The sequence below is a fragment of the Enterobacter sp. NFIX59 genome (assembly GCF_900113755.1).
Lineage (GTDB): Bacteria > Pseudomonadota > Gammaproteobacteria > Enterobacterales > Enterobacteriaceae > Enterobacter > Enterobacter pseudoroggenkampii.
Window position 1 is genome coordinate 1224880 of the sequence record NZ_FOQN01000001.1, and the last position, 15116, is coordinate 1239995.

General features: G+C 59.2%; 14 protein-coding genes. 5 read left to right on the plus strand and 9 right to left on the minus strand.

The genetic code is table 11. The features are described from left to right. Positions 1–49 precede the first annotated feature (49 nt). The 3 genes from BM007_RS23365 to BM007_RS23375 form a co-directional block, all read right to left on the minus strand. Complete coding sequence (locus tag BM007_RS23365; protein ID WP_254780641.1) at positions 50–217, minus strand: hypothetical protein; 168 nt, start codon at positions 215–217, stop codon at positions 50–52. Positions 218–286: 69 nt separating this feature from the next. Next, the gene (locus BM007_RS23370) at positions 287–694 is read right to left on the minus strand and encodes a recombinase family protein (RefSeq protein ID WP_228117514.1); all 408 of its coding nucleotides are present in this window, start codon (positions 692–694) and stop codon (positions 287–289) included. Positions 695–738: 44 nt separating this feature from the next. Beyond that, positions 739–930, minus strand: coding sequence for a recombinase family protein (locus tag BM007_RS23375; RefSeq protein ID WP_228117515.1), 192 nt, complete (start codon positions 928–930; stop codon positions 739–741). 43 nt (positions 931–973) lie between these two features. Between BM007_RS23375 and rimO the strand changes: the two genes are divergently transcribed. Beyond that, the gene (gene rimO / locus BM007_RS06015) at positions 974–2281 is read left to right on the plus strand and encodes a 30S ribosomal protein S12 methylthiotransferase RimO (protein WP_090417628.1); all 1308 of its coding nucleotides are present in this window, start codon (positions 974–976) and stop codon (positions 2279–2281) included. Between the two features lie 59 nt (positions 2282–2340). On the opposite strand, the gene gsiD is transcribed toward rimO, so the two are convergent. Genes gsiD through iaaA form a run of 5 tightly spaced genes read right to left on the minus strand, consistent with a single transcriptional unit; the run spans position 2341 to position 8563 of the window. After that, on the minus strand, positions 2341–3252 hold the full coding sequence (gene gsiD / locus BM007_RS06020; protein ID WP_021240948.1) for a glutathione ABC transporter permease GsiD: 912 nt from the start codon (positions 3250–3252) through the stop codon (positions 2341–2343). Between the two features lies 1 nt (position 3253). Continuing rightward, positions 3254–4174 (minus strand): glutathione ABC transporter permease GsiC, encoded by a 921-nt coding sequence (gene gsiC / locus BM007_RS06025; protein WP_090417629.1) that lies wholly within the window; start codon positions 4172–4174, stop codon positions 3254–3256. Positions 4175–4179: 5 nt separating this feature from the next. After that, on the minus strand, positions 4180–5718 hold the full coding sequence (gene gsiB / locus BM007_RS06030) for a glutathione ABC transporter substrate-binding protein GsiB (RefSeq protein ID WP_048990344.1): 1539 nt from the start codon (positions 5716–5718) through the stop codon (positions 4180–4182). A 23-nt stretch (positions 5719–5741) separates the two neighbouring features. Continuing rightward, on the minus strand, positions 5742–7613 hold the full coding sequence (gsiA, locus tag BM007_RS06035; RefSeq protein WP_090417630.1) for a glutathione ABC transporter ATP-binding protein GsiA: 1872 nt from the start codon (positions 7611–7613) through the stop codon (positions 5742–5744). 11 nt (positions 7614–7624) lie between these two features. Then, positions 7625–8563 carry a beta-aspartyl-peptidase gene (gene iaaA, locus BM007_RS06040; RefSeq protein ID WP_048990358.1) on the minus strand — a complete coding sequence of 313 codons (939 nt, stop codon included), beginning with the start codon at positions 8561–8563 and terminating at the stop codon, positions 7625–7627. 187 nt (positions 8564–8750) lie between these two features. Between iaaA and moeA the strand changes: the two genes are divergently transcribed. Beyond that, positions 8751–9983: a molybdopterin molybdotransferase MoeA gene (gene moeA / locus BM007_RS06045; protein WP_090417631.1), complete on the plus strand. Its 1233-nt coding sequence runs from the start codon at positions 8751–8753 to the stop codon at positions 9981–9983. Between the two features lies 1 nt (position 9984). Further along, on the plus strand, positions 9985–10737 hold the full coding sequence (moeB, locus tag BM007_RS06050) for a molybdopterin-synthase adenylyltransferase MoeB (RefSeq protein ID WP_090417633.1): 753 nt from the start codon (positions 9985–9987) through the stop codon (positions 10735–10737). A gap of 98 nt (positions 10738–10835) precedes the next feature. Here the strand turns inward: moeB and fsa are convergent, their stop codons facing one another. Next, positions 10836–11498 carry a fructose-6-phosphate aldolase gene (gene fsa / locus BM007_RS06055; protein WP_090417634.1) on the minus strand — a complete coding sequence of 221 codons (663 nt, stop codon included), beginning with the start codon at positions 11496–11498 and terminating at the stop codon, positions 10836–10838. Positions 11499–11626: 128 nt separating this feature from the next. On the opposite strand from fsa, the gene BM007_RS06060 reads away from it, so the two are divergent. Then, the gene (locus BM007_RS06060; protein WP_090417636.1) at positions 11627–12526 is read left to right on the plus strand and encodes a glycyl-radical enzyme activating protein; all 900 of its coding nucleotides are present in this window, start codon (positions 11627–11629) and stop codon (positions 12524–12526) included. Positions 12527–12530: 4 nt separating this feature from the next. Next, the gene (locus BM007_RS06065; protein WP_090417638.1) at positions 12531–14963 is read left to right on the plus strand and encodes a formate C-acetyltransferase/glycerol dehydratase family glycyl radical enzyme; all 2433 of its coding nucleotides are present in this window, start codon (positions 12531–12533) and stop codon (positions 14961–14963) included. Positions 14964–15116: the final 153 nt, after the last annotated feature.

The window sequence follows — 15116 nt, forward strand, 5'->3', positions numbered from 1 at the left end:
GCCACACTTATTACATTTGAGTATCGATAGACCAGAAAGTAATTTTCTATTATCTACAGAATTTTTTCCGATTTATAGTTGCTTTGTTTTTTCTTTCTTCCAGTAACAAAAACTCTGCTTCATCTTTACATAACCAAGGATAGTAATTTTCTAATTTATAAGGAATGCCCTTTATAGTTACAATACGTTCACCAATTAAAGCACGGTTATCACGCATTTTTTTAGTACCTGATAGTCCCACTCTTTACCTTTCAGACCATTTGAATACTTCTGATCAAGATATTTTTTACACTGTATACACCACTGCCGGACAAGAACATATCAATCGCTTCACGTGCAATATTCCAATAAGTAGGATGTTTTTCACCGCTTCGTATTGCGATCCTGAATCATCAATCCAGAATGGGTGGCGACCTACGGATTTTATGTTAACTGGCAATCCATTTTTATGGCGTTCTACTAACGTTTCAACATTACCTAAAGTACGTTGAGACTTAGTTTCTGATTCTTCATTGGCACGACTGAACAGCAATAGTGAAATCATTAATTCTGTTGGTTTTTTGTTCACAGAATCAAGTGTATATACCCGCTTATCCATGCCTGTGACGAGTGTCAAACCTAACTCTAACAATTCAATAAAAAGTTTCTGTGCAGTTGTAACATTCTGTCTTGTAATGTGGTCCAGATTTTCCACATATAGCCAGGAATCAGAGGCAATAGCTCCTTGTTTAACAGCATCTATAAAACCCCTAATTTTCCTGAGTTGGTATTCTTGCCACGAAAGGCACTGACGCCTGGGTCTTCGATCTCATCCATTTCCAGCCCAGCATCAGCCGCATATGCTTTCGCGGCTGCAAGCTGCCTGTTTCTGGTTGTCCCTTTGTCCTGGCGATCTGTTGACCACCTGATGTAGCTATAAAGTTGCGGCATCTATATAATCCCCGGCAAAGTGAGCAACTGATTGTACAAAAAAATGTCTAAGATTGGATTTATATCATTAGGGTGCCCGAAAAACCTGGTGGATTCAGAACGCATCCTGACCGAACTGCGCACCGAGGGCTATGACGTGGTGCCAAGCTACGACAACGCCGATATGGTGATCGTTAACACCTGCGGGTTTATCGACAGCGCGGTTCAGGAGTCACTGGAAGCCATCGGTGAAGCCCTGACGGAAAACGGCAAAGTGATCGTGACCGGCTGTCTGGGCGCGAAAGAAGACCAGATCCGCGAAGTGCACCCGAAGGTGCTGGAGATCACCGGCCCGCACAGCTACGAGCAGGTGCTGCAACATGTTCATCACTACGTGCCAAAACCCAAGCACAACCCGTTCCTCAGCCTCGTGCCGGAACAGGGCGTGAAGCTGACGCCGCGCCACTACGCGTACCTGAAAATTTCCGAAGGCTGCAACCATCGCTGCACCTTCTGCATCATCCCGTCCATGCGTGGCGATCTGGTGAGCCGTCCCATTGGTGAAGTGCTGGCGGAAGCCAAACGTCTGGCCGACGCGGGCGTGAAGGAGCTGCTGGTTATCTCCCAGGACACCTCGGCCTACGGTGTAGACGTTAAACACCGCTCCGGTTTCCACAACGGCGAGCCGGTGAAAACCAGCATGGTGGGCCTGTGCGAGCAGCTGTCCAAACTCGGTATCTGGACGCGTCTGCACTACGTCTACCCGTACCCGCACGTTGACGACGTCATCCCGCTGATGGCGGAAGGCAAAATTCTGCCGTACCTGGATATCCCGCTGCAGCACGCCAGCCCGCGCATTCTGAAGCTGATGAAGCGTCCTGGCTCCGTTGACCGCCAGCTGGCGCGTATCAAGCAGTGGCGCGAGATCTGCCCGGATCTGACCCTGCGCTCCACCTTCATCGTCGGCTTCCCGGGTGAAACCGAAGAAGACTTCCAGATGCTGCTCGACTTCCTGAAAGAAGCGCGTCTGGACCGTGTCGGCTGCTTCAAGTACAGCCCGGTAGAAGGCGCAACCGCCAACGAGCTGGCGGACCAGGTGCCGGAAGAGGTGAAAGAAGAGCGCTGGAACCGCTTCATGCAGCTGCAGCAGCAGATCTCTGCCGAGCGTCTGCAGGAAAAAGTGGGCCGCGAGATTATGGTTATCATCGACGAAGTGGATGAAGAAGGCGCGATTGGCCGCAGCATGGCGGACGCCCCTGAAATCGACGGTGCGGTGTACCTGAACGGCGAAACCAGCGTTAAGCCGGGTGATATTATTCGCGTGAAGGTTGAAAACGCGGATGAGTATGACCTGTGGGGTAGCCGGGTTTAATCTCCCCCTCTGTAGTAGGCCGGGTAAGGCGTAGCCGCCACCCGGCACATTTCACAGCACTACCCCTTAATCCTCGGATCCAGCGCGTCGCGCAGCCCGTCCCCCAGCAGATTAAACGCCAGCACGGTCAGGAAAATCGCCAGACTCGGGAAGATCGCCACGTGCGGGGCAATCACCATATCTGCCCTCGCCTCGTTCAGCATCGCGCCCCACTCCGGCGTTGGAGGCTGAGCCCCTAACCCCAGAAACGACAGGCTGGCCGCCGAGATAATCGACACGCCGATACGCATGGTGAAATAGACCACGATGGACGACACCGTCCCCGGCAGAATATGGCTGAAGAGAATGGTCGCATCGCTGGCCCCCATACTGCGGGCCGACTCGATAAAGGTCTGCTGTTTCAACACCAGCGTGTTGCCGCGCACCAGACGGGCAAAGGCCGGAATCGAAAACACCGCGACCGCGATGATGACGTTGGCCATGCCGCTGCCCATGATCGCCACCACGGCAATCGCCAGCAGAATGCCGGGGAAGGCAAACAGCACGTCGCAGATGCGCATGATGATGCGGTCCCACCAGCCTTCGTAATACCCGGCAACCAGCCCCAGCACGATCCCGATGGCCGCGCCGATCAGCACCGCGAACACCCCTGCGGCGAGCGAGATCTGCGCCCCTACCAGTACCCGGCTAAAGATATCGCGCCCGAGGGAGTCCACGCCGAACCAGTGCAGCATCGACGGTCCGTCGTTCAGGCGGTCGTAGTCAAAATAATTTTCCGCATCAAACGGCGCCACCCACGGCGCCACGATCGCCACCACAATCAGCAGCAGCACGAACAGCCCCGCCGTCATCGCGACCGGCTGGCGGCGGAAACGCCGCCAGAATTCAGACCACGGGGTGCGGATGTGGTCCGGTTTTAGCCCCGGCATGGCGTTTAAAACGGCCTGACGTCGCCAGTTCAACAATCGCATCTTACTTATACCTGATGGCCGGGTTAATGGCGGCGTAAAGCACGTCCACCACTAAGTTGATAAGAATAAACTCCAGCGAGAAAAGCAGCACTTCCACCTGGATCACCGGGTAGTCGCGCATCTCGACGGAATCGACCAGCAGACGTCCCAGCCCCGGCCAGTTGAAGACCTTTTCCACCACGATAGAGCCGCCCAGCAGGAAGCCAAACTGAAGCCCCATCATCGTCACGACCGGGATCATCGCATTGCGGAACCCGTGCTTGAGGATGACCCACTTCTCGCTGACCCCTTTCGCCCGCGCGGTGCGAATATAATCTTCGCTCAGCACGTCAACGAACGAGGCGCGGGTAAAGCGGGCCATCACCGCCGACACGGCAGCTCCCAGCGTCATGGAAGGCAGAATGTAATGCTTCCAGGTATCGGCCCCGACGGTCGGCAGCCAGCCCAGTTCGACGGAGAAGATCTGCATCAGCAGCATCCCCAGCGCGAACGCCGGGAAGGAGATGCCGGTCACCGCCAGCGCCATGCCGAGCTTGTCCGGCCAGCGGTTGCGCCAGACGGCCGCGACAATGCCGGCGCCCAGCCCAAACACGACCGCCCAGCTCATACTGGCAATCGTTAACCAGAACGTCGGCATAAAGCGGCTGGCAATCTCCTCCGACACCGGACGGCGCGATACCATCGAGATACCAAAATCGCCCTGCAGAACGTTGCAAATATAATGGATGAACTGCATATACAGCGGCTGGTCGAGGCCAAGCTGCTTACGCACCAGCTCAATGACGGTGGCATCCGCTTCAGGCCCGGCAACCAGACGCGCCGGATCGCCCGGCAGCATATGGACAAACAGAAACACCAGGATCGCCACAATCAGCAGCGTCGGGATAAGCCCCAGCAGGCGTTTACACACATAATTCAGCATGAGGTTTATTTTAAATCCGCATCGTCAAAGCTAAAGCCCGTATCTGGCATGATGTAGAACCCGGTCAACGCTTTATTATGGGCTGACACCAGTTTCTCCACCACCAGCGGCACCCACGGCGACTCTTTCCAGATGATGTCCTGCGCGTCCTTGTAGAGACGCGCTTTCTCTTCCGGCTTGGTGGTTTTCAGGGCATCGGCCAGGTCTTTGTCCACCTGCGGGTTGCTGTAAAACGCGGTGTTGAACAGGGTTGGCGGCCAGTTCTGCGAGGCAAACAGCGGCGACAGCGCCCAGTCTGCTTCACCGGTCGAGGCCGACCAGCCGGTATAGAACATCCGCACGCCGCTCTCTTTCTGTCCTTTCCCCTCCACCTCTGCCGCACGCTGTCCGGCATCCATCGCGGTCACCTGCGCCTTGATGCCGACCTGCGCCAGCTGCTGCTGGGTAAACTGCAGCACCTTCTGAGCGGTACTGTGATTATGCGAGGACCACAGCGTGGTGCTGAAGCCGTTCGGGAAGCCCGCCTCTTTCAGCAGCTCGCGCGCTTTGGCCGGATCGTACGGCCACGGCTGATAGCTTTGCGCATAGGCGATAGCCGGCGGCAGCACGCCGGTGGCCGGAGTGGCATAGCCCGCAAAGGCGACCTTCACCAGCGCCTGACGGTTAATGGCGTAGTTGATGGCCTCACGCACCTTCGGGTTATCGAACGGCTTTTGCGTGACGTTCATGCTGATGTAACGCTGCATGATCGACGGGCTGGCGACCAGCTCCAGCTTGCTGTTTTTCTGCAGAATGGCGGCCTGCTCATACGGGATCGGGAAGGCAAACTGCGCCTCGCCGGTTTGCAGCATCGCCGCGCGGGTATTGTTGTCCACCACCGGGCGCCAGGTGATGGTATCGAGCTTCGGCAGCCCCTGCTGCCAGTATCCGGCGAATTTCTTCACCTTCACAAAATCGGTCTGGTTCCAGGTGAGCAGCTCGTAAGGGCCGGTGCCAACGGGGTGGAAGCCGATCTCCTTGCCGTATTTCTTCAGCGCGGCAGGGGAAATCATCGCCGTTGCCGGATGCGCCAGAATATTGATAAACGCGGAGAACGGCTCTTTCAGGGTGATTTTTACCGTTGCCGGGTCGACCACCTCGGTGCTGGCGATATTTTTATACAGGTTATAGCGCTTGAGGCTATTTTCCGGATTGCTGGCGCGATCGAGGTTAACCTTCACCGCCTCCGCATTGAAATCTGTCCCATCCTGGAACTTCACGCCGGTCCTGAGCTTGATGGTATACACCAGTCCGTCGTCGGACACGGTGTACCCCTCCGCCAGCACGTTTTTGAGCTTCATCTCTTTATCCAGGCCAAACAGGCCCTGGTAGAACGATTTCGCCACCGCCTGAGAGAGCGTGTCGTTGGCGTCATACGGATCGAGCGTGGTGAAATTGGAGCCGACGGCGACCACCACATCTTTGGCAGCGAACGCGGGGGCAGCGGCCAGGGCTGCCGTCACGCTCGCGGCTAACAACCATCTACGCGCTACAAATGTAACCATTGTGTTCTCCTGCCTGTTGAAAGTTATAACCGCGAAAAGGCATTGTCCTGACGCGGGGGCGCCACGAAATGACCCGGACTGACCTCGCGCAGCGTAACGCGCTCCACGGCCTCGCCGCGCTTACGAATATTGCTCGGCATTTCATCCTGCAGCAGCACGCGCTGGCCGTGACGATGCGCGGGATCGGCAACCGGGACCGCCGCGATGAGCTTGCGGGTGTACGGGTGCTGTGGGTTCTCAAACACCGCTCTTCGCGGACCAATTTCCACGATTTGCCCCATAAACATCACCGCCACGCGATGGCTGATGCGCTCGACCACCGCCATGTCGTGCGAGATAAACAGAAAGGCAATGCCCATATCCCGCTGTAAATCCAGCAATAAGTTGATGATCTGCGCCCGGATAGAGACATCCAGCGCCGAGACGGACTCATCGGCAATCACCACTTTCGGGTTTAGCGCCAGCGCGCGGGCGATGCAGATACGCTGCCGCTGTCCGCCGGAAAACTCGTGCGGATAACGCCAGGCATGCTCCGGCTTCAGGCCGACGCGCTCCAGCAGCCAGGCCACGCGACGCTGTGCCGCTTCGCCATCGAGCAGGTTATGTACCCGCAGCGGCTCCATGATCGAATACCCCACCGTATGGCGCGGATCGAGGGAGGCATAGGGATCCTGGAAAATAAACTGAATATCCCGCCGCACCGCCTGCAGCCTGCTGTCCGGAAGGATATCAATGCGCTCACCGTTAAAGGTAATGCTGCCTTCCTGTGACTCCACCAGACGGAGCAACGCGCGTCCGGTGGTAGATTTACCGCAGCCGGACTCCCCCACCAGCGCCAGCGTTTCACCCGGCCAGAGATCGAAACTGACGTTTTCCACCGCGTGCACTTCGCGCTTCACCCGGTTCAGTACGCCGCTGCGCAGCGGAAAGCGGGTGACCAGATCGCGCACTTCCAGAATGGGCTTACCCGGCACCACGGTGTCCTGCTCGCGCTCATCCTCCTGCTGCTCGGACGCCTCGAGAGAAATCAGGGGGAAGCGGCGCGGCAAATCGCTACCGTTCATCGCCCCCAGACGCGGAACCGCCGCCAGCAGCGCTTTGGTGTAAGGATGTACGGGCGCGTGAAAAATCTGCTCAACCGTGCCGGTTTCCACCGCGCTGCCCTTATGCATCACCAGTACGCGATCGGCGATATCGGCGACCACGCCCATATCGTGGGTGATGAAAATCACCCCCATCTCCATCTCCTGCTGCAGGACTTTGATGAGCTGCAGGATCTGCGCCTGAATCGTCACGTCCAGCGCCGTCGTTGGTTCGTCGGCAATCAGCACTGCGGGACGGCAGGAGAGCGCCATGGCAATCATCACCCGCTGGCGCATGCCGCCGGAAAGCTGATGCGGATAGCGCCCCAGAATGGCCTGCGCCTCCGGAATGCGCACCAGCTCCAGCATCCGTCGGGCCTCTTTGAGCGCTTCATCGCCGCTCAACCCCTGATGCAGGCGGATGGACTCGGCAATTTGCTCCCCGACCGGGAACACCGGGTTCAGGGAGGTCATCGGCTCCTGGAAGATCATCGCAATATCCGCCCCGCGCACGCTCTGCATCTGCGAACCGCTTAGCTCATTTAAATCAATGACCTGACGATTGCGGCGGCGCAGGAGCATTTTCTCGCTGCTGATTTGCCCGCCCGTCTGTTCCAGCAGGCGCATTAGCGCCAGCGCGGTGACCGATTTCCCGGAGCCGGACTCGCCAACAATCGCCAGCGTCTCGCCGCGCCTGAGCGTGAACGATAAATTCTGTACTGCGGGAATGAACTGCCGCTCTTCCTGAAACGCAATATCGAGCTGATGGACAGCCAGCACTTCGCGGTTGTCCAGTTCTTCACTGTGCGGCACGCGCTGCCCCCTTATTCACGATAGATGCCCGTGCTCGGTTCATCACCGGCATAACCCCAGGCGCGATACATGCCTTCGCTGTTGAACGGCAGTGCCACGTTGCCCTCACGATCCACCGCAATGAGTCCGCCGACGCCGCCCAGGGCAGGCAGTTTTTCCATCACCACGCGCTCGCAGGCCTCGCTCAGGCTTAAGCCGCCGTAATCCATCAGCGCGGTGATGTCGTAGGCCGCGAGGGCGCGAATAAATACTTCCCCGGTTCCGGTACACGACACCGCCGCCGTCGCGTTATTGGCATAGCAGCCGGCGCCCGGCAGCGGGCTATCGCCGACGCGTCCGGGCAGCTTGTTGGTCATCCCGCCCGTTGACGTCGCCGCCGCGAGGTTTCCGGCCTTATCCAGCGCCACCGCGCCGACTGTGCCCATTTTGGTGGTTTCATCAAGCGGCGCACTGTGGTCAAGCTGCGTCATGCCCGCCGAACGGGCTTCCAGCAGCTGCTGATAGCGCGCTTCCGTGGAAAACAGATCCGGCGATACCGGCTCCATTCCGTGTTCGAAGGCAAACCTCTCCGCCCCCGCGCCCGTCAGCAGCACGTGCGGGCTCTCTTCCATCACCAGACGCGCGGCCAGCACCGGGTTACGCAGGTGGCTGACGCCTGCCACAGCCCCCGCTTTCAGGGTGACGCCGTCCATCACGCAGGCATCCAGCTCGTGCGTTTCATCCCGGGTAAAGACCGAACCGATCCCCGCATTAAATAACGGGCACTCTTCCAGCAGGCGCACCGCCTCGGTGACCACGTCCAGCGCGCTTTCGCCCGCTTCCAGCATTCTCTGGCCCGTTTCCACAATGGCGTACAGCGCGTCGATGTAACGTTTTTCCTGCTCAGGCGTGAGCTGTGCTCGGGTGATTGCCCCGGCCCCGCCATGAATTGCGATTACCGCCTTAACCATTCGCATCACCCGTTAGCCTGTTTTGCGGCTTTTTCTATAAATATCATTATCGTCGACGAAACTTCAGATGATTTTTGAATATAGAAAGACGTAACAGTGATGTAAAGCGTGCACCCTTCGGTCATACAGTTAGCCGCACTTTTCTGCCATAATGGACGCTTTCGTTGTTACTCCGCAGGAGCCCACCATGGATTTTACCGCCGGATTGATGCCGCTTGAGACGGCACTCACGCAGATGCTTGACCGAGTTTCCCCGCTGCATGACGTTGAGACGCTGCCCCTCGTGCGCTGTTTTGGCCGTATTGCCGCGCGCGATATCGTCTCTCCGCTTAACGTGCCGGGGTTTGATAACTCCGCGATGGACGGTTACGCGGTACGCCTGGCGGATCTCCAGACGGGTAACGCCCTGCCGGTGGCGGGTAAAGCCTTTGCGGGTCAGCCGTTTAGCGGTGAATGGCCTGCGGGCACCTGCGTGCGCATTATGACCGGCGCACCGGTTCCGGCAGGCTGCGACGCCGTGGTGATGCAGGAAGAGACCGAACAGACCGACGACGGCGTGCGTTTTACCGCGAGCGTTAAAGCGGGCCAGAACATCCGCCGTACCGGCGAGGACATTACCCTCGGCGCGACGGTCTTTGCCGCCGGACAGAAGCTGACGGTGGCGGAGCTGCCGGTCCTGGCCTCGCTCGGCATCGCGGACATCGACGTTATCCGTAAAGTGCGCGTTGCCGTTTTCTCCACCGGCGACGAGCTACAGCTTCCGGGGCAGCCGCTGCAGGACGGCCAGATTTACGATACCAACCGCCTGGCGGTACACCTGATGCTGGAGCAGCTGGGCTGCGACGTGATTAACCTCGGCATCATTCCTGACGATCCGGAAAAACTGCGCGCCGCGTTTATCGAGGCGGATAACGCAGCCGACGTGGTCATCAGCTCCGGCGGCGTCTCCGTGGGCGAAGCGGATTACACCAAAACCATCCTCGAGGAGCTGGGTGAAATCGGCTTCTGGAAGCTGGCGATCAAGCCGGGCAAGCCGTTCGCGTTTGGCAAGCTTTCGCACAGCTGGTTCTGCGGCCTGCCGGGTAACCCGGTCTCGGCGGCACTCACCTTCTACCAGCTGGTGATCCCGCTGCTGGCGAAGCTTTCCGGCAACAATGCTAACCCGCTGCCGGAGCGCCAGCGCGTTCGTGCCGCCACGCGCCTGAAAAAATCACCGGGCCGCCTCGATTTCCAGCGCGGCATTCTGGCGCGCAGCGCGGACGGCGAGCTCGAAGTGAGCACCACCGGACATCAGGGCTCGCACATTTTCAGCTCCTTCAGCCAGGGCAACTGCTTTATCGTGCTGGAGCGCGAGCGCGGCAACGTGGAAGCCGGCGAGTGGGTTGAGGTCGAGCGCTTTAACCACCTGTTCGGAGGCTGACATGACGGTGGAGCTGAGCGACCAGGAGATGATGCGCTACAACCGCCAGATTGTGCTGCGCGGGTTTGATTTCGAGGGACAGGAAGCGCTTAAGGCGGCCAGCGTGCTGGTCGTCGGGCTGGGCGGGCTGGGCTGCGCCGCCGCGCAATACCTTGCTGCGGCGGGCGTTGGAAAAATGACGCTGCTGGATTTCGATACCGTATCGGTGTCCAACCTGCAGCGCCAGACGCTGCACAGCGACGCGACGGTTGGCCAGCCAAAAGTGGACTCTGCCCGCACGGCGCTGGCGCGCATCAACCCCCACGTTCAGTTCACCCTGATTGACGACATGCTGGATGACGACGCGCTCTCCGCGCAGATTGCCCGGCACGATCTGGTGCTGGACTGCACCGATAACGTCGCCGTCCGTAACCAGCTGAACGCGGGCTGTTTTGCCCACAAAATCCCACTGGTCTCCGGCGCGGCAATCCGCATGGAGGGGCAAATCAGCGTCTTCACATACGCCGAGGGTGAACCCTGCTACCGCTGCCTGAGCCGTCTGTTTGGCGAGAATGCGCTGACCTGCGTTGAGGCGGGCGTGATGGCGCCGCTCGTCGGCGTGATTGGCTCATTGCAGGCAATGGAAGCGATCAAAGTGCTGGCGAATTACGGCACGCCCGCAGCGGGGAAAATCGTGATGTATGACGCGATGACCTGCCAGTTCCGCGAGATGAAGCTGATGCGTAACCCGGGGTGTGAGGTCTGCGGAGGGTAAACCCTGCTGCGGCCTGATGCCCTCACCCCGGCCCTCTCCCACAGGGAGAGGGAGAAAACCGTAGGCCGGGTAAGCGTTAGCGCCACCCGGCAACCGCGTCAGATCGACGTCCGTCCAAACGCACCCTGCCAGTCCTGCTCAAATTTCACGATCGCCGCATCCACTGCCGGAGAAGTAATAAACTGCTGCGCCACGTCCAGCGGCAGCGTGATGGACTCGCACCCTGCCAGCAGGCAGTCCAGCGCCTGACGCGGGGTTTTAAAGCTCGCGGCCAGCACCTTTGACTGCGGGGCATGCAGCGTCAGCAGCTGCTGTAATTCAACCACGGTCTGGATCCCGTCCCCACCCTGCGCGTCCACGCGGTTAACGTAAGGCGCCACATACTCGGCACCCGCCAGCGCGGAGAGCATCCCCTGCGCGGCGCCGTACACCGCCGTGCCCAGCGTCGGGATGCCTTCCGCTTTCAGCATCTTGATTGCCGCCAGCCCCTCTGCGGTCACCGGCACTTTCACCACCAGATCGTTAATGATGGTGCGCAGCTTACGCGCGTCCTCCACCATCCCTTCGGCGGTGGTCGCCATCACCTGGGCGAACAGACGACCTTTGCCACCCAGCGCGTCGTGCAGCTCTGGCAGCAACACGTCCAGCGGCGTTTTACCTGCCGCCACAATGCTTGGGTTGGTGGTCACGCCCGCCAGCGGGAAGATACGCGCCAGCTTTTTGACTGCCGCAACGTCAGATGTGTCGAGATAAAGTTCCATGATGTCACCCTCAAAATTAGCCTGCACTTACCCTATCACGACAAAACCTGCTCAAGAGTTGACCTGCATCAAGATAACTTTCATTCGAAAGCCATTTAATCTTCATATGCAATATGAGAGGCGAAATCATGATCTTCAATATTCAGCGTTACTCTACCCACGATGGCCCCGGCATTCGAACCGTGGTGTTCCTGAAAGGCTGCTCGCTGGGCTGTCGCTGGTGCCAGAACCCGGAAAGCCGCTCCCGCAGCCGGGACGTGCTGTTTGATGCGCGCCTGTGTCTGGACGGCTGCGACCTGTGCCAGCAGGCGGCACCGGGCTGTATCGAACGCGCGCTGAATGGCCTGGTCATCCACCGCGAAAAGCTGAATGAAGAGACGCTTAATGCCCTTACCGACTGCTGCCCGACGCAGGCGCTGACCGTCTGCGGTGAAGAGCAGCAGGTCGAGGAGATCATGGCGACCGTACTGCGCGACAAACCCTTCTACGACCGCAGCGGCGGCGGGATCACCCTCTCCGGCGGCGAGCCGTTTATGAACCCCGAGCTGGCACAGGCCCTGTTTAAAGCCAGCCATGACCAGGGTATCCACACCGCCGTCGAAACCTGCCTTCACGTGCCGTGGCACTATATCGAGCCGTCATTACCTTACGTCGATCTGTTCCTCGCCGACCTGAAGCACGTCGACGGTGACGTGTTCAAACAGTGGACGGACGGTTCGGCTAAGCGCATCCTGGACAACCTGAAACGCCTGGCCGCCGCCGGGAAAAAAATCACCATCCGCGTGCCGCTGATCCAGGGCTTTAACGCCGATAAAGCGTCCATAACCGCCATTACCAACTTCGCCGCCGACGAACTCGGCGTCGACGATATTCATTTTCTGCCGTATCACACGCTGGGCATGAACAAATACACCCTGCTCGGCCAACCCTACTCTGCCCCTGACAAACCGCTGGATAACCCTGCCCTGCTGGACTTCGCGCAGCAGTACGCCTGCCAGAAAGGGTTAACCGCGACCTTACGAGGATAAACTTATGACAACCCTGAATCTCAATACCCTCAGCGAGCGCATTAAGGCGCACAAAACGGCGCTGGTGCATATCGTTAAGCCGCCGGTCTGTACCGAGCGCGCGCAGCATTACACCGAAATGTACCAGCAGCACATGGACAAGCCGATCCCGGTCCGTCGCGCCCTGGCGCTGGCCCATCACCTGGCCGAGCGTACCATCTGGATCAAACACGACGAGCTGATTATTGGTAACCAGGCAAGCGAAGTGCGCGCAGCACCGATCTTCCCGGAATACACCGTCTCCTGGATTGAAAAAGAGATCGACGACCTGGCGGATCGCCCGGGCGCGGGCTTTGCGGTGAGCGAAGAGAACAAGCGCGTCCTGCACGAGATCTGCCCGTGGTGGCGCGGCCAGACGGTGCAGGACCGCTGCTACGGCATGTTCACCGACGAGCAGAAAGGCCTGCTGGACACCGGCATTATCAAAGCCGAAGGCAACATGACTTCCGGCGACGCGCACCTGGCGGTGAACTTCCCACTGGTGCTGGAGAAAGGTCTCGACGGCCTGCGCGCCAAAGTGGCCGAGCGCCGCTCGCGCATCAACCTGACGGTGCTGGAAGACCTGCACGGCGATCAGTTCCTGAAGGCAATTGATATCGTGCTGGAAGCGGTGAGCCTGCACATCAAACGCTTCGCCGATCTGGCGCGCGAGATGGCCTCAACCGAAACCCGCGCAAGCCGCCGCGACGAGCTGCTGGCGATGGCAGAAAACTGCGACGTGATTGCTCACGAGCCGCCAAAAACCTTCTGGCAGGCGCTGCAGCTGTGCTACTTCATTCAGCTGATCCTGCAGATTGAGTCCAACGGCCACTCCGTCTCCTTCGCGCGTATGGATCAGTATCTCTATCCGTACTACCGCCGCGACGTGGAGCTGAACCAGAGCCTCGACCGCGAGCACGCCATCGAGCTGCTGCACAGCTGCTGGCTGAAGCTGCTGGAAGTGAACAAGATCCGCTCCGGCTCGCACTCCAAAGCCTCTGCCGGCAGCCCGCTGTACCAGAACGTTACCATCGGCGGCCAGAAGCTGGTCAACGGTGAGCCGATGGACGCGGTGAACCCGCTCTCGTACGCGATTCTGGAATCCTGCGGCCGTCTGCGCTCCACCCAGCCGAACCTGAGCGTGCGCTATCACGCGGGCATGAGCAACGACTTCCTCGACGCCTGCGTGCAGGTGATCCGCTGCGGCTTCGGGATGCCGGCGTTCAACAACGACGAAATCGTGATCCCGGAATTCATCAAGCTCGGCGTTGAGCGCGACGACGCCTACGACTACGCGGCCATCGGCTGCATCGAAACCGCGGTGGGCGGCAAGTGGGGCTACCGCTGCACCGGCATGAGCTTTATCAACTTCGCCCGCGTCATGCTGGCGGCGCTGGAAGGCGGGCGCGACGCCACCAGCGGCAAGGTGTTCCTGCCGCAGGAGAAAGCGCTCTCTGCCGGTAACTTCGACAATTTCGACGAGGTGATGGCGGCGTGGGATACCCAGATCCGCTACTACACCCGTAAATCCATCGAGATTGAGTATGTGGTGGACACCATGCTGGAAGAGAACGTCCACGATATTCTCTGCTCGGCGCTGGTGGACGACTGCATCGAGCGCGCGAAAAGTATCAAGCAGGGCGGCGCGAAGTATGACTGGGTCTCCGGCCTGCAGGTGGGCATCGCCAACCTCGGCAACAGCCTGGCGGCGGTGAAGAAGCTGGTGTTCGAACAGGGCGTCATCGGTCAACAGCAGCTGGCGGCCGCCCTGGCGGATGACTTCGACGGGCTGACCCACGAGCAGTTGCGTCAGCGCCTGATCAACGGCGCGCCGAAGTACGGCAACGACGACGACAGCGTGGATATGCTGCTGACCCGTGCCTATCAGACCTATATTGAAGAGCTGAAGCAGTACCACAACCCGCGCTACGGCCGCGGCCCGATTGGCGGTAACTACTACGCGGGCACCTCCTCGATTTCCGCGAACGTGCCGTTTGGCGCGGCGACGATGGCGACACCGGACGGACGTAAGGCGCACACGCCGCTGGCGGAAGGGGCAAGCCCGGCTTCCGGTACCGACCACCTGGGTCCAACGGCGGTCATCGGTTCCGTGGGTAAACTGCCTACCGAGGCGATTCTCGGCGGCGTGCTGCTGAACCAGAAGCTTAACCCGTCAACGCTGGAAAACGACAGCGATCGCCAGAAGCTGATGGTGCTGCTGCGCACCTTCTTCGAGGTGCATAAGGGCTGGCATATTCAGTACAACATCGTCTCGCGCGACACGCTGCTGGAGGCGAAGAAACATCCTGACCAGTATCGTGACCTGGTGGTGCGCGTCGCAGGCTACTCGGCGTTCTTCACCGCCCTGTCGCCGGATGCGCAGGACGATATTATTGCGCGTACTGAGCATACGCTGTAACGGTGTATCCCCTCTCCCTTGAGGGTGAGGGGGAAATACGCACGCTGATGCCCTCACCCCGGCCCTCTCCCACGGGGAGAGGGAGAAAACACTAAAAACGGCAACCTCGGTTGCCGTTTTGCTTTTACTTTCGAATGAAATTAAATTTGTGCT

What these genes read in the sequence shown, in the direction of transcription:
- BM007_RS23375 (WP_228117515.1), bottom strand. Translation starts at nt 930, where the DNA reads ATGCCGCAACTTTATAGCTACATCAGGTGGTCAACAGATCGCCAGGAC.
- gsiC (WP_090417629.1), bottom strand. Translation starts at nt 4,174, where the DNA reads ATGCTGAATTATGTGTGTAAACGCCTGCTGGGGCTTATCCCGACGCTG.
- moeA (WP_090417631.1), top strand. Translation starts at nt 8,751, where the DNA reads ATGGATTTTACCGCCGGATTGATGCCGCTTGAGACGGCACTCACGCAG.
- moeB (WP_090417633.1), top strand. Translation starts at nt 9,985, where the DNA reads ATGACGGTGGAGCTGAGCGACCAGGAGATGATGCGCTACAACCGCCAG.
- fsa (WP_090417634.1), bottom strand. Translation starts at nt 11,498, where the DNA reads ATGGAACTTTATCTCGACACATCTGACGTTGCGGCAGTCAAAAAGCTG.
- BM007_RS23365 (WP_254780641.1), bottom strand. Translation starts at nt 217, where the DNA reads ATGCGTGATAACCGTGCTTTAATTGGTGAACGTATTGTAACTATAAAG.
- gsiB (WP_048990344.1), bottom strand. Translation starts at nt 5,718, where the DNA reads ATGGTTACATTTGTAGCGCGTAGATGGTTGTTAGCCGCGAGCGTGACG.
- iaaA (WP_048990358.1), bottom strand. Translation starts at nt 8,563, where the DNA reads ATGGTTAAGGCGGTAATCGCAATTCATGGCGGGGCCGGGGCAATCACC.
- BM007_RS06065 (WP_090417638.1), top strand. Translation starts at nt 12,531, where the DNA reads ATGACAACCCTGAATCTCAATACCCTCAGCGAGCGCATTAAGGCGCAC.
- BM007_RS06060 (WP_090417636.1), top strand. Translation starts at nt 11,627, where the DNA reads ATGATCTTCAATATTCAGCGTTACTCTACCCACGATGGCCCCGGCATT.
- rimO (WP_090417628.1), top strand. Translation starts at nt 974, where the DNA reads ATGTCTAAGATTGGATTTATATCATTAGGGTGCCCGAAAAACCTGGTG.
- gsiD (WP_021240948.1), bottom strand. Translation starts at nt 3,252, where the DNA reads ATGCGATTGTTGAACTGGCGACGTCAGGCCGTTTTAAACGCCATGCCG.